The organism is Dyella terrae (genome assembly GCF_004322705.1).
Taxonomy (GTDB): domain Bacteria; phylum Pseudomonadota; class Gammaproteobacteria; order Xanthomonadales; family Rhodanobacteraceae; genus Dyella_D; species Dyella_D terrae.
Genome location: NZ_SIZZ01000002.1, coordinates 17,277 through 31,820, shown reverse-complemented (window position 1 = coordinate 31,820; position 14,544 = coordinate 17,277). Strand labels below are relative to the sequence as shown.

13 protein-coding genes are annotated in these 14,544 nt (G+C 58.4%); 11 read left to right on the top strand and 2 right to left on the bottom strand.

Annotation, left to right across the window (positions count from 1 at the left end):
- Window positions 1-400 precede the first annotated feature (400 nt).
- From EYV96_RS11020 to EYV96_RS10985, 8 genes are all read left to right on the top strand, one after another.
- Window positions 401-1,273, top strand: a complete 873-nt coding sequence (locus tag EYV96_RS11020) for a DNA-methyltransferase (protein WP_131151620.1) — start codon at window positions 401-403, stop codon at window positions 1,271-1,273.
- Window positions 1,263-1,724: a BglII/BstYI family type II restriction endonuclease gene (locus EYV96_RS11015; RefSeq protein ID WP_131151619.1), complete on the top strand. Its 462-nt coding sequence runs from the start codon at window positions 1,263-1,265 to the stop codon at window positions 1,722-1,724. The genes EYV96_RS11020 and EYV96_RS11015 overlap by 11 nt, the downstream gene beginning before the upstream one ends.
- Window positions 1,725-1,963: 239 nt before the next feature.
- Window positions 1,964-3,022: a ParB/RepB/Spo0J family partition protein gene (locus EYV96_RS11010; RefSeq protein WP_165488665.1), complete on the top strand. Its 1,059-nt coding sequence runs from the start codon at window positions 1,964-1,966 to the stop codon at window positions 3,020-3,022.
- 8 nt (window positions 3,023-3,030) lie between these two features.
- Window positions 3,031-4,938: an SNF2-related protein gene (locus tag EYV96_RS11005; protein WP_131151617.1), complete on the top strand. Its 1,908-nt coding sequence runs from the start codon at window positions 3,031-3,033 to the stop codon at window positions 4,936-4,938.
- A gap of 29 nt (window positions 4,939-4,967) precedes the next feature.
- Window positions 4,968-5,819 carry a protein NO VEIN domain-containing protein gene (locus EYV96_RS11000; protein ID WP_131151616.1) on the top strand — a complete coding sequence of 284 codons (852 nt, stop codon included), beginning with the start codon at window positions 4,968-4,970 and terminating at the stop codon, window positions 5,817-5,819.
- Window positions 5,820-7,197: 1,378 nt separating this feature from the next.
- Window positions 7,198-7,479 (top strand): hypothetical protein, encoded by a 282-nt coding sequence (locus EYV96_RS10995; protein ID WP_131151615.1) that lies wholly within the window; start codon window positions 7,198-7,200, stop codon window positions 7,477-7,479.
- An 18-nt stretch (window positions 7,480-7,497) separates the two neighbouring features.
- Window positions 7,498-8,124 (top strand): hypothetical protein, encoded by a 627-nt coding sequence (locus EYV96_RS10990; protein ID WP_131151614.1) that lies wholly within the window; start codon window positions 7,498-7,500, stop codon window positions 8,122-8,124.
- Between the two features lie 94 nt (window positions 8,125-8,218).
- Window positions 8,219-8,665, top strand: a complete 447-nt coding sequence (locus EYV96_RS10985) for an SRPBCC family protein (RefSeq protein WP_131151613.1) — start codon at window positions 8,219-8,221, stop codon at window positions 8,663-8,665.
- A gap of 1,558 nt (window positions 8,666-10,223) precedes the next feature.
- On the opposite strand, the gene EYV96_RS10980 is transcribed toward EYV96_RS10985, so the two are convergent.
- Window positions 10,224-10,784: a hypothetical protein gene (locus EYV96_RS10980; RefSeq protein WP_131151612.1), complete on the bottom strand. Its 561-nt coding sequence runs from the start codon at window positions 10,782-10,784 to the stop codon at window positions 10,224-10,226.
- 144 nt (window positions 10,785-10,928) lie between these two features.
- On the opposite strand from EYV96_RS10980, the gene EYV96_RS10975 reads away from it, so the two are divergent.
- From EYV96_RS10975 to EYV96_RS10965, 3 genes are all read left to right on the top strand, one after another.
- Window positions 10,929-12,839, top strand: a complete 1,911-nt coding sequence (locus EYV96_RS10975) for an alpha/beta hydrolase family protein (protein ID WP_131151611.1) — start codon at window positions 10,929-10,931, stop codon at window positions 12,837-12,839.
- A complete protein-coding gene (locus EYV96_RS10970; protein WP_131151610.1) occupies window positions 12,836-13,135 on the top strand; it encodes a hypothetical protein in 300 nt (99 codons plus the stop codon). The genes EYV96_RS10975 and EYV96_RS10970 overlap by 4 nt, the downstream gene beginning before the upstream one ends.
- Window positions 13,136-13,280: 145 nt before the next feature.
- Window positions 13,281-14,087, top strand: a complete 807-nt coding sequence (locus EYV96_RS10965; protein WP_425478733.1) for an SPFH domain-containing protein — start codon at window positions 13,281-13,283, stop codon at window positions 14,085-14,087.
- On the opposite strand, the gene EYV96_RS10960 is transcribed toward EYV96_RS10965, so the two are convergent.
- Window positions 14,084-14,488 carry a DUF6165 family protein gene (locus tag EYV96_RS10960; protein WP_131151608.1) on the bottom strand — a complete coding sequence of 135 codons (405 nt, stop codon included), beginning with the start codon at window positions 14,486-14,488 and terminating at the stop codon, window positions 14,084-14,086. The two genes, EYV96_RS10965 and EYV96_RS10960, sit on opposite strands and share 4 nt — an antisense overlap.
- Window positions 14,489-14,544 lie beyond the last annotated feature (56 nt).

Genomic DNA, 14,544 nt, shown 5'->3' with positions numbered 1-14,544 from the left:
CAGTTGGTAATATTGAGGAGACAGAACCGCGGTGGAGACACACCGAATCCAGCGGGCTTGAGCATTGCCGGTCCCGAGGAAACAACCTCAGTCCCGCTTCCAAACAGACTTGGCCCATACATACAACTGGCGTTCGCACTCGTCGCGCTGAGGGTCTTCCGATCCCACCGGGTGATACGAGCCGCATCTAATCTGGTAGATGGCTCGCCCTCAGCGCACCACCGCTTTGGCGAATTGCGTAATTATCGGTTTCACAACAATATTCTGTGTATCTCTGGACATTCGAAGCTACATCCCGAACTCCAGGCCAATTCGCATACACTGTGCCGCGCGGCACCAATACTGCGTGATTCTTTACCCCTTGCTGCTTCTACAGAAGTCGCGCACCGGACATTTCTGCATGACTCGACAAACAGCCAAAGTAGTTCCATTTAAGCGACCACTCGTAGCGTCGATTGAATGCCGCGACAACCTTGAATACATGCGCAGCCTTCCGAAGGAGAGCATGCACTTGGTAGTCACGTCGCCGCCATACAACATTGGCAAGAAATACGAAAAGCGCACGTCTCGCGAAACCTATATCGAGGAACAGGCAGCCACGATTGCTGAGGCGGTCCGGCTTTTGCACCCGAATGGATCCATTTGCTGGCAAGTAGGTAATCACGTTGACGATGGAGAGATATTTCCTCTCGACATCATACTTTACGGCATTTTTAAGAACCACGGCCTCAAACTACGGAATCGAATCGTCTGGACATTTGGACACGGACTCCACTGCCAGAAGAGATTTTCTGGTCGCCATGAGACGATTCTCTGGTTTACGAAGGAGGACGAATATACCTTCAACCTCGATCCGGTCAGGATCCCTTCCAAGTATCCCAACAAGAAGCACTTCAAGGGCCCCAATCGAGGCAAAATCTCGAGCAATCCACTAGGAAAGAATCCAACCGACATTTGGGACATACCAAACGTCAAAGCGAACCATGTAGAAAAAACTCTCCATCCGTGCCAGTTTCCCGTGGGCCTGATTGAGCGACTGATACTGGCGCTAACGAATCCTGGAGATTCTGTCCTTGACCCTTATCTCGGGGTTGGATCAAGCGCCATCGCCGCACTGAAAAATGGTCGCCATGCTTACGGGTGTGACGTCATGCGCGAATATGTTGATATTGCATTGGATCGAATTGAGCAGCTTCATGCAGGCTCGCTTCGCGTTCGCCCTATGAACCAGCCAGTTTACGACCCTCAAGGACCTTTCACGGATGAAACTTAACCATATATATTCACACAATAATGGGGACACGGAATGGCGTAAGCGCGGCTTGTATGACTGGGTAACGGGCCTCTTTGATCTACCCGCGATCAGGGTTGCCTCAAGGTGCACAAGCGACATAAGGCAACACGTCTCGAAGGAATTTCAAGCACAAACGTGGGCCATCGACGTCAAGATCGACCAGGAGCTTAACCTGACCACGTTTGCGATGAAGGACGACCTTGCGTTCCAATTGCAGACTGGGAACATCAGCCGTGCGCCGTACGATCTTCTTAAGCTTCAGTACTTGCATCAAAGCAAGAAGATTCGAGCTGCCGCACTTGCCGTCCCTACAAAAGCCGCTGCGGCAAAAATTGGCAGCAATATCGCTAACGCTGAGCGAATCTCAAAAGAGCTGGCGGTATTCGACAGGGTCATAACTGTGCCGATTCTATTGATCGCATTTGATTAGACTAGGAAACGGGGGAAAGTATGTCATACGCAGTTCGACTAACCTCACCGCTCGATCGACAGATTCAGATCGAGAACGCCGTCAAATGCGCTTCTCGCGCGGAGTCGTTCTATGACTTCAGAAATACAAAGATTGAACTTCCCGTAATACGGATACCAATCGACATCCCCGTCTACCGGATGGAGAATTTCCGGACATACACCGATCAGCACGAGTACCTTGCGAGGGAAAGCGTCTCGATGGATTTCTTTTCCTCGGGCCAAGAAGTTGAGAGCGTGCAGCAGATTCAGCATGGCCTGCTGGAGAGACTAGCAAAGAAGGCTGTTTCCGACTCAGTTGTACCCGTGATCAAAGTCCTAGAACGTGACGGCCAACGAGAACCGCTTCTTGTTACCTCCTCTGGCGTTGTTGTAAACGGCAATCGGCGGCTCGCAGCAATGCGGGAGCTGGGCATGCCGTACGTAGATGTAATGGTTCTTCCTGCCGACGCGACTACCGATGAAATCGTCGATATCGAGGCTAGCTTACAAGGCCGCCCTGAAACCAAACTCGATTACGACTGGATAGGTCAAGGCCAGCTCATCAACCGCCTTGTTCAAATGGGTCGCTCGACGAGGGAAGTTGCCATCCGGCTCCATCGATCCGAGAAGGAAATTAAGAATTCACTTCAGGCACTCATCGAGGTGGACCTATACCTGAAGGAATGGGCGAAAGCCGAGGGTCAGTACGGTCGCGTAGCTGATGATGCAGAACAGCTCTTCAAGGATTTGCCAAAGCTACTTGAGGGCAAAGACGCCCACTTAACTCAAGCGAGCCGAGTTATGGCCTGGTCGCTATTTGAGAATCGCGAGAAGCTGGGCGATCGCCTTTACAACATGAATCCGGCCATCGGCAAGTATGCAAGCGATGTCCTGGACAGAGTGGCCGTCGATCTTGGACTACCCACTGACTCCGAATCGAGAGATAACCATGATCAAAGCCAAGACTTTGAAATCGATGTCGAACTTGACGATGAGATTCCGTCTTACGAGTCAATCGTCGATGCACTCACGGACGGAGAAACTCGCGATGAGGCTGTCGAAGCGTTGATCGAGGCAGCTCGCAGCACCATTGAAATGCACAAAGGGCAGAAGTCTGGAGAGGCAGCACTTAAACTTCTGTCGCAAGCACACGGCAAATTGATCTCAGTGGACATGTCACGCGCAGCCCCGGACACATATCCAAAGATTGGGAAGCAGCTGGATGCCATTGAGAATCAATGCGCTAGTATCCGCTCGAAACTTTCAGCTCTCGATTAGTGGATAGCATGACTTCCATTCCCCAAGAGCTCGAAATTGAGTACGACGCAATCCGACTTGTTGGAAAGATCACTCGGCAAGAGGGAGACAACAACTCTCCAATTTGGGAGCGCTTGCACGCTCAGATTGTCGGACGGACTGACATTAGAGTCACTGCGACGACAATCGAGATGTCTTGGCCTGACGTCCTTGGAGTTGTTCGCGACTTTGGTAGCCGATCAATGCAACAGTCGCTTGGATTCAGATTTCGCCCCATGGGAGCTGCAGTGGGGAAGCTATCTGAGTTCGTTCGCGAACTGAAAGCTACTCGAGATTGCCGAAATAGGCTTCAGCTCGAGCTTAGCGAAGGAGAGGTCCAAGGCCGACTCGTAGAATTGGGCTTCGTAAAGAGATCGTTGAAGCCATTTCAGATTCGCGACATTACTCATTTGCTTTCCCTCCCACATGGCGCGAACTTCTCTGTGCCTGGAGCTGGAAAGACAACTGTTACCTTCGCACTTCACTTACTTGCAGCAAAAAGTGGCGAACATCTGATAGTGATCTGCCCGAAATCCGCGTTCTTGGCATGGATGTCTGTCGTAGATGAGTGCATGGCCTCGGACGCACCCGGACTGGGCGCGGAACCATTTGTCAAGCTCGATGGCAGCGAGAGTGATACCGACCGACTTCTGCGCAGTGGCGCAACACGCTTCCTTATGTCGTATGACTTGCTCATACGTCAGCAAGCAACTGTTGCGTCATATTTGTCGAGGCAACCCGTCCATATGGTCCTGGACGAGTCGCATCGCATGAAAGCAGGAACGGCATCTCAGAGGGGAGCGTTTCTGCTTAGCGCGTCCTCGCTTCCCGTGCGCCGCGACATTCTTTCTGGCACCCCAATGCCTCAAGGACCAAATGACATTGCCTCTCAACTTGCATTTCTATGGCCCGGCCAGGGCTTGGACCTTCGCCTAGAGAGAGGGGAGTCTCCTCGTGATGTACTTGGCCGACTCTATGTGAGGACGACCAAGCATGAGCTTGGACTGCCGCGCGCGACCCGACACTTCTACTCGGTGAAGATGAGCGAGGGACAACTTGCTCTCTACTCGATCGTCCGCAGCGAAGCCCTTCGCCAAATGACTAAGGCGGTACGCGAAAGAGGGGGTCCTGATTACGTCAAGGCACGCAAATCCATAATGCGTCTCCTCCAGCTTTCGTCCAATCCCACTCTAGCGCTTCAGTCAATGGTAGCTGATGACGCGAAGTTTGAATCTGGAATTGTTGACAAGGTTATCGAAGAAGGTGCATCCGCGAAGATGCGCGCAGTGGCAGACCACGCCCGAAATCTCGCACGGGACGGGCGAAAATCGGTCATCTGGACAATGTTCACGGGAAACATCCTTGATTTGGAAAGGTTGATTGCCGACCTCAACCCAGTATGCATTTATGGAAGTGTTCCCACAGGCGCCACAACGGATCCGGATTCTAGGGAAGGAAGGCTAACTCGCTTCCACGTGGACCCGGAGTGTAAGGTATTAATTGCTAATCCCGCTGCGGCGGGTGAGGGCATTAGCCTCCATACTGTGTGCCATGATGCGATTTACTTGGATCGCAGCTACGTTTCGACGCACTATTTGCAGTCTATCGATCGAATTCACAGATTGGGTCTCGCCCCGAACACTGAAACAAATATCCATATCTACCAATCAAAGGCGCCAAGGCTGTTGGGTAGCGTTGACCTATCGGTTTCTCGGCGTCTCGCGTCAAAGATTCGGAGCCTTCAGGAACTTCTGGACGATCCCGACCTTCACAGCCTCGCATTAGATGAGGAGACGGCTGACGATCCGATTGATCTGGACGTAGATCTGCAAGATTTGGTGGACTTGATTTCCGAGCTTGAAGGACACGGCGCCCCCGCCGATGCGGAGGACGAGTGACATCTATCCCGTTCTCGCGACGATGCTCAATGCCAGCGTTTGAAGGATTGCGCGTTCTACGCATCCATGTACAACGCTGGCCTGATTCCTCCATCCCTGAGATCGTGAATACGATATGCAGAACTAACCCGAGCGCGGCTAGCTATGACTTTGAGGCTGCGGTCGAGTTGCACGAATTCGTTCCAAGTGATGCACCATCAAGCGGCATGGATTTCTACCGAACGTGCCTTGCCGCGATCCTACTGAGAGAGCTGCCCGAGTGGGCAAAGCTGATCACACTCGGCCGCGGACGATTCATTAAGCGACTGAGCTCAGACGAGTATCGGGATATTAGAAGCATCTTTAGACAAGCACATCTTCTTGACGATCCACCCTCATCGAATGACGTCGATTGGTGGGACGGCGTTCAGACGCACGTGCGTCGAAAGGGAGATGATGAAAGGATGCGCAGGGCCCGCTTGGCAGAGCAGCTATCGATTGCTCACGAGGCCAGCCGTCTTTGCGGATTAGGTATCGACAAGGCACCTCAATGGATGGCCATTGAAGACAATACGGCCGGGTACGACGTTTTATCCTTTAATCCAGGCGAATTCGGTCCGCTGAACCGATTGATCGAGGTCAAGTCAACAGTTGCTTCACCCTTGCGGTTCTATCTCACCAGGAACGAATGGGACAACGCTGTGAAGTTCGGAGATGCGTACATCTTTCATGTTTGGGATCTGCAGCAGGATCCAGCGGTGCTCTACGAGATGAAGGTTGCGGAGGTTGCACCGCACGTACCTCAAGACAAGGAAAGGGGGCAGTGGAAAACCGCACAGATACCTGTGGGAAAGCCGTCAGCTGCAGCAAAAACGTTACCGGCGTTGACAGTCAATCCCTGATCTAACGGTCCGATCACCGCCCTTGTTTCCGACCTCTGTGGCATCCACCTCTTTCGCGCCGCATTTGCTCTCGTAAGGATGGAAAGCAGATGGGGACCCCGGCTATAGCCACTAGATTTGCTGGTCAGGTTCAGATCGAGGAAGCAGATTGAGATCGCCTCAATCGAGCAGACTGTTCAGTTGGCGCTATCGTAATCCTCGATCGAACTTGCTGAAATCTACTCGGATAATTTGGGTGATGGTCAGGCCAAAATCGTCTTGATGACAGGTTCTCAACCTTGGAGCACGGATGGATTGATCGAGGCTATTGGCTCGACCGCGACCTGACGATTGCGTCGAAAGGCAGCACCCTTGCGCGCCATAGGAATGCCCATCCTCGTCGCGCTATTAGTTTCCTGCGCTACAAGCACCATTCCGCCCGCCCCACCTCCATCAGGCGACGTAGCATGGGAGCTGGCGAACAGCGAGACGACAGAGCGATATCAAGCCAAGCCCGGCCAGACTTTTCGTGGGACGAAGAAGTTTTCCAAGGTTGCTCCGGCATATCCAGCCGACCGGCTCCTGGCTTGCGTTCCAACCATCGGCGTATCGGCCTCGCTCATCGTGAACACCAAAGGCGAAGTCACCGAACTTCGCGTCGACGGCGAAAATGCCGATACTGCACCCTTCAACGGTTCAGTCCGCCGAGCCGCCATGCAATGGAAGTTCTACCCACTCCGCTCCAAATCGACGCCTACGGGATCCACAAACGCAAAGACCGCCCCCTTTCAGCATGAAGTACAACTTCACCTTCCAATGCCATGGCGGGATCGGCGAAGCCGTCACGAAGTAGCTGAAATACAGGAAGGCAACTAAGCCATTTCCCAAGCGAACGTCCTAAAGACTTCGCCCTTCACATTTGCTACGTTTCCCCAGCTGCCGACGACTCATCAACACTCACGTCACACCGGCAGCACATTGCTCGTCCCACAAAGCAATGGAAGCGCGGATCTTGGGTGCGGCAAACACCACAAGACCCGCTAACCACCACAACTACACGAGAGTTGAAGATGGCTAAGCCGAATTCTACGGCATTCCCCTACGCGTCGCCCCCACCGAGCGACCACCTCACCGATCCCCGGAACGTCCGCACCCACCGCCGACGCGGTTGAAGACATGCGGCCGCTCGCCGCGCCCGGGTCGTTGAAGTGGCTTCGTGCACATCCGTCCTATTAGCGGAGGACGGGTGGCGGCTGGTCGCATCATCTCGACAACCAAACCTTCCGGTGCCTGGTCGCAGGCAGGCCGGTGAACCTTTGTGGTTCGAGTGATGTTTTTCGCTCATCGCGGTGTGTTTGTGCGCGCATGACGCATCGCGTCTTACAAGGAGTTTGACCCTATGGATAGCAAGAAGGCCCGGACCGGCCGCAAGAAGGTCGAAGCGCCCGTGACGGTGTTTACCGTCGACGAACTGCTGGACGACACGATGGGTTGGCTTTATCGCATCCGCATGTTGGTGACGGATATCAACGCGGGTGCGAAGGGTCGGCGCACGCTCAATGCCATCAACATGCGCGACAAGCTGGACACGTTGCGGATGTTTGCGGACATGGGTTTGGAGTGCGCGAAGACGGCGCGCCTGCAGTTGTCGTCGAAGCCGAAGGTTGCGCTTCGCGACTGAGGCAGGCGCTTCGAGGGAATGGACGTCACGCGCGGCATGTTCGCGCGTGGCGTGCCCGTACTGCACAGGGAGTGCATGGTGTTGTCACTGTTTTGGTTTTTTATGGATGGCGGCCGGATGCCTGGCCGCTCGCATGCACCGTGGCTGGCGGATGCGGTTGAGCTGGGTCTGATCGTGTTGATCTGCGCGCTGGTGCTGGCGATCGCTTACGTCCTGATCCAGCACTACTGGGATAAGCGGGCGTATTGGCCGGAGCATGCCGAGAAGAAAAGCTGGCTGTGGCGGTCGCGCCAGCCGACGGAGGTGATTCGATCGACTCGGGCGCTGTTGTTCCAGGACATGCGCAGGCATTGCCCGGTGTATCTGGTGGAGTGCGAGGACGGGCGGGTGTTGTGCCTGCGCGGCGAGTACCTGATCGACTTTGGTCTGGGCGGGGTGTTTCCCTCGACGGCGTTCAAGCTGGTGCGGTATGTGGGTTGCCAGTCGTGGTTTGTGATTCGGCCGATGGGAAAGGGTTACGAGGCGGAGGTGCTGGAGGTATCGGCGCGGCGGCTGAAGGGTTCGGGGTTGGTGTTGAAGGATGGGATGTTTGTGAAGGGATGGACGTTTGAGGCGGTGCGCCGGGCGTTGGTGGGCGGTGATTGAGCGCATACTCGGATGGGCGTGTGTCGATCCACCCTGCCCTCGTTCGTCGAACCATCAGAGGGCCACTCCTCTGCTCATCCACTGAGGTCACACCATGGGTACCGTCCGCCTGCACCGCGTCATCCGCACCACGCCCGCGAAGATCTACAAAGCCTTCACCGATCCCGACGCCCTGAGCAAATGGCTGCCGCCGCATGGTTTCGTGGGCAAGGTGCATCACATGAACGCGCGCGAGGGCGGGACGTTCAAGATGTCGTTCACCAACTTCTCGACCGGCAAGGTGGAGAGCTTTGGGGGTAAGTACCTGGAGCTGAAGCCGGGCGAGAAGCTGCGGTACACGGACGTGTTCGACGACCCGAATCTGCCCGGCGAGATGGTGACGACGGTGGCGTTGACGAAGGTGGCGTGCGGCACCGAAGTCAGCATCGTGCAGGAAGGCATTCCGGAGATGATCCCGGTGGAGTTTTGCTATCTGGGTTGGCAGGAATCGCTGTCGTTGCTGACGTTGTTGGTGGAACCGGAGATTCCGGATGGGGGTTGAGGGTGGGCCAAACGCGATGTCGTGAGCACCGCAGCAGGTCGGACGGCATCCGCCCCTGGCGCCCATTCAGCCATACGCCGCCGTGCCGGCGATGGCGGCACGCTGGGCGGGGTGCGTGGTGACAACCGAGTGTGCCCCCGGGTTGCCTGCCTGCATCTACGGCCCGGATGACGTCGACGGGAGAGCGTGCGAATCGAAAGAGCGGTGGGGCAGATAGCCAGCAGTCGGACGTTAGTTGGCCTCAGCGGTGATGACTTGAGCCTGCGCGTCCCGTGAGACACGTATCTAACGAAGCGCACCCCGGCTCTCAGGCCATTTTCTTTGGGTTACTTTTATTTTGGGCCAGCAAAAGAAAAGTGACTCGGCCGACGGCAGTCGGTCGAAACGCCCGCTGCGTAAGCGGCCCGGTCGCGGTATCGCACAGATGAGCCTGATCGCCCCTGGATGCCGGCTTTCGCCGGCATGACGACATGGGAGTGTGGGGTGGCAAGCGTGTGAGATCGCCACTGGGTGCCTGCCTGCGCAGGCATGACGGTGGTTTTTGATGTGCGGTGCAATCTGCGCGTGGTCGCCCGTGGATGCCGGCTTTCGCCGGCATGACGACGTGGGAGTGTGGGGCGACAACCGTGTATGGTCGCCCTTGGATTATTCGCTGCGCCCACTCCTTCCGGGCCGAGGTTGGGTCGTTCCCCACCCCGCTTTCGGCGGTGGGGCGGATAGCAAGCAGTCGGACGTTAGTTAGCCTCAGCGGTGATGACTTGAGCCTGCGTGTCCCGTGAGACACGTATCTAACGTGAGCGCGCACCCCGCTCTCAGGCCATTTTCTTTGGGTTACTTTTATTTTGGGCCAGCAAAAGAAAAGTGACTCGGCCGACGGCAGTCGGTCGAAACGCCCGCTGCGTAAGCGGCCCGGTCGCGGTATCGCACAGATGAGCGTGGCCGCCCGTGGATGCCGGCTTTCGCCGGCATGACGATGTGGGAGTGTGGGGCAATAACCATGTGCGGTCGCCACTGGGTGCCTGCCTGCGCAGGCATGACGGTGTTTTTTGATGTGCGGTGCAAACTGCGCGTGGTCGCCCGTGGATGCCGGCTTTCGCCGGCATGACGACGTGAGAGTGTGGGGCGACAACCGTGTGCGGTCGTCACTGGGTGCCTGCCTGCGCAGGCATGACGGTGTTTTTGGGGTGTGGTGTGCGAACCGCGCGTGGTCGCCCATGGATTATTCGCTGCGCTCACCCCTTCGAGGCCGACGTTCGGTCGTTCCCCACCCCGGCGGTGGGGCAGATAGCCAACAGTCGGACGCTAGTTAGCCTCACCCGCGATCACTTGAACCTGCGCGTCCCGTGAGACACGCATCTAACGTAAGCATGCACTCCGGCTCTCAGGCCATTTTCTTTGGGTTACTTTTATTTTGGGCCTCGGCCGGCGGCAGCCAGTTCGAAACGCCCGCTGCGCAAGCGGCCCGATTACAGCGGCGCCCAGACGAGCCTGCGCGCAAGCAACACCTCGTCCGCCACAGCAACACCATCCACCGTCAACGCGACATCGCAGCCCATTCCTAGAAGGCAGACTCCTCCCCCACCGCCTCATACGACACCACCAGCTCCAGCTCATTACTCTCCACCGCGTGCGGTATCCGCGGATCACCAGGCTGCAGGGTCGAGAGGTCCTCCGGATACGCCGCTCGTGGATAGTCACCGAGTCGCTGGATGTACTTCACCCGATACGTCTCGGGCCCGACGACGATGCCGTCGTAGTCGCGGCGCAGGTACACGGTGGCGGTCTGCGATTGGCCCGGCTTGAGGGTGAAAAACATGGTCGGCGTTTCGGGGCCGGGATGAGCCATGCCTCCCGTGAACCGGATCGGTCGGTTCCCGCTGTACACCTCGAAAAGCTTGTTCGCGGTGCGGCCGTTCGCCGGATTCGGCGTATGGAACTTGTGGAAAACAATGTCCGTGTCGCCATCGTTGAGCAAGGTGACCACGACATAGCCACGCATCGTTTTGGATGGCTCGGTGGGATGGGAGAGCGTTACCGTGAGGTGCTCGGTGGCCATGACCGGCGCCACCGACACTGTCAGCGCAGTGAAGCAAAGCAAGCGGGCAAGCGACGTCGACATGGACCACTCCCTGGCGGCACCCGACATGGGTCCCGGGTGTATCGCCGAACCCCCGTCGCCGCCGGGTGAACCCCCACCCGCCGGCCCTTGCGAAAACCCAAACCACGCCTCAAAGTCCCCCCAGCAACACAGGGGAAATCAGGGATGCTGAGTATCGTAATGGGACTGGCCCTCGCGGCCGGTGGCGAAAGCGCGCCTGTCGGCCTGGATGAGGCGTCGAAAGGCATATTGAAGCGGCCGGCGATCGAAGACGTGCGGATTTCGCCCAACGGCGATCTCGTGGCCCTCGCGCACCACTACGAGACCGGAACCATCGTGGAGATCGTGCGCCGCGACGACTGGTCGACGGTCGCCTCCATCGACCCGGGCAAGAACGGTGAAGTGGGCGCCTTGCGCTGGCTGGGCAACGACCGGGTGCTGGTGGCGGCGGCGCGCAGTATCGGGCCGTTCGCGGTGCCGGTGGTCACGCCCTGGCTTTACCTGCTGAAGGTCGGCGACAAACACGCCAAGAACATGCCGGGCAATTTCGTCGCGACCATCGATGGCGACGATACGCATTTCATGGTGCAGGACTCCGCGGACAAAGTGTCGGTGATTCGGAAGCTCGATATCGAGCGCGTCACCGCCACCGGCGAGCTCGTCGCCAAGGGGCCGGCCGACGGCGTGAGCTTTACGCTCGATCGCTTCGGCATGCCGCGGTTTGCCCAGAAGTTCGATGACGAGGCGAACCAGAAGCTCTGGGCACGCGATGCTGCCAATAACTGGAAGCTGATCAACGACAGCAAGGACAGCGGGATCTATATCTCGCCCGAAAGCATCGCGCGCGACGGCTTGTCGGCGATCGTTTCCACCGAGCAGAAGACCGGCCCGGATCTTCTGCAGCGCTACGACTTTGCCACCGGTGCGCGTACGACGCTGCTGGAGGATTCGGTGTCGGACCCGCTGAGCGGCGTCTATGCCCTCGACTCGAAGGAGCAGGTCGGTGCGTGGTTCGGCGCGGGCAAGCCGGAGGCGCGCTACTGGAACCCGGACGACGAGCAGAGCCGTTGGCGCCGCGCGATTGCGGCGAAGTTTCCGGACGCCGCCATCACGATGGTCAGCACCAGCAAGGACGGCCAGTACGTGGTGATGCTGGCGATCAGCGACCGGGACCCGGGCACGTATTACCTCTTCGACCGCCAGAAGCAGAGCCTGCAGAAGATGTTCCAGGCCAGCCCCTGGATCGACGTGTCGAAGCAATTGCCGACCGAGCCGCTGACGTTCAAGGCGCGGGACGGCCTCATCCTGACGGGCTTCATCACCCTGCCCGGCCACACCGATGCACCGCCGCCGATGGTGGTGATGGTGCATGGCGGGCCGTTCTACGTGCGCGACAACTGGCAGTACGACGAGGAGACGCAGTTGCTGGCGCAACGCGGCTATGCCGTGCTGCGCGTGAACTTTCGTGGCTCGACGGGCTTTGGCCGCAGCTTTGTCGAAGCGGGCGCCAGGCAGTGGGGCGCCGCGATGCAGGACGACGTCACCGACGCCACGCGCATGGCCATTGCCAACGGCCTGGCTGACCCCAGGCGCATCTGCATCTACGGCACCAGTTACGGCGGGTATGCGGCATTGATGGGCGCGGCGCGCGAGCCGGAGCTGTATCGCTGCGCGGCGGGCATGGCGGGCGTGTATGACCTCAACCGCATGTATCGCTGGGGTGACATTCGTCGCAGCGATTACGGCCTGAACTACCTGCATCGCATGCTGGGCACGGACAAGGCGACACTGGCCGCGCATTCGCCCAGCGAGCTGGCGGCGCAGATCACCATTCCGGTGCTGTTGGCGCATGGCACGCTGGATGGCCGCGTGCCGATCGAACACGCCAAGCTGATGCGCAGCTCGCTGAAGAAGGCGGGGCATCCGCCCGAGTACGTGGAGTATGACTACGAGGGGCATGGCCTCTCGGGCTACGAGCACCAGGTGGATTTCTATGGGCGCCTGTTGAAGTTCCTGGAGGCGAATATCGGGCCGGGAGCGAAGACGGTGGCGCCGCCGGTGGCGGCTTCGCCATGATGGCCAAGGTCGGCACGTCGGGATTTGCGGTCACGTATGTCAGTTATGTCGACTTTGATTTTCTGGCGGCGGAGATTTCGTTCGGGGAACACACGCTCTGTCTGATCAAGACCGAGCGTCCGGACCGCATGCTGGAGGTCGAATTCTTCTCCATCATGCAAGCGCCAGGGGCGACGGCAGCGGTGCCGCTTCAGGAGCTCCTGGAGTTGCTCGAGGAGCTTGGCGAGGAATTGCAGGAGGCGCGTTTGCGGCTGGAAGCCGATGACGCTGCCGCGGGCGTGCCTGGCGAAGATTGATGGTTCAGGCGTGGTCGTCGGTGGGTGGCGGCAAGTCCGCAGGGCCAAGAGCCCGCTTTACGCCCAACGCAGGAACCTGCCCCATTCCGGCTACACTCCTTCGGGAACGGATTCGATCCACTTATCCCAACCAGGGGGCTGGTACGTGAAGCATGTTACGAAGGTGGCGCTGGCCGCCGCGGTGTGTCTCGGCCTGACGGGCTGCCATTTCATTTCGGTCGATCCGGGCACGGAAACCGTGCTGGTCGATAAGCCTTTCATCTTCGGCCACGGCGGCGTGCAGCCCACGGCGGTGACGCCCGGGCGCGTGATGGCGTGGGCCAGCACCACGGGCATCAGCATCGTGATGACGCCGCAGACGGTGCATGTCGCCTTCGACGATTTCAGCTCGAAGGACAACATCCTGCTCGATTTCGACACGGCCATTCAGTACCGCGTGACCGATTCGGTGAAGCTGGTGCAGAACTACGGCGCGGAGAACTGGTTCAAGAACAACGTGCAGAGCCAGTACGCCAGCATCGTGCGCGAGGCGGTGAAGGGCCAGACGATGGGTGACATGATGTCGAACCCGGCGACGGCCACGACAGTGGACAAGGAAGTGAGCGATGCGATTCGCGCGCTGATCAAGGAGCGCGGCTTGCCGGTGGAGGTGCTGGACGTGACGCTCGGCCGCGCCCGCCCGAATCCCGACGTGCTCAAGCAGATGAACGAAACGGCAGCGCAGCAGCAGCGCCAGAAGACGCTGGCGGCGGCGACGATTGCCGAAGAGCAGCGCGCCAAGGAACAGGATGCGCGCGCGATTGCCGATAACGCTTATCGCAACAAGCTGGGGCTGTCGGTGGAGCAGTATTCGGCCATCACGATTGCCACGATCAATGCGGATGCGTGCAAGGCGGCGAAGGAATGCTATGTGACGCCCGTAGGTGCGAACGTACTCGTGGGTGGACGTTAACCGTCCACCTGGTACTGCTTCACTTCCTGGATGCTTGAGCCGGATCGCTGGTTGATCTGGTTCTTCACCTGCATGCGGTCGCCATTGTGGCGGCCGACGTCGCGGGCCAGCTGGATGAATTGGGCGTCGAAGGTCTGCGCCGACTCCTTGGCCCGCAAGGCGTCCTGCACGTCCCACATGCGCTCGTTGATCACCTTCAGCTCGACGCGAAGGGCATCGAGGTCGGCATGGGTCTTTAGCACGTCCAGCCACAGCGGCTCGAGGCTGGCGATTTCCGTGCGGATGTTGGCGAGCTTGGCCGGCTCGGCGATGCGCTCGGACTTGATCTGCAGGATGGTCAGCTTGTCGGCCAGTTCGCCCACGGAAACCGGGGTGAGGACGTAGGCGGCGTTCTGGGACATGATGGTGGCCGTGGGCGTGGGGGCAGAATTATACAAGGGGGCGCCGGCGTGGGATG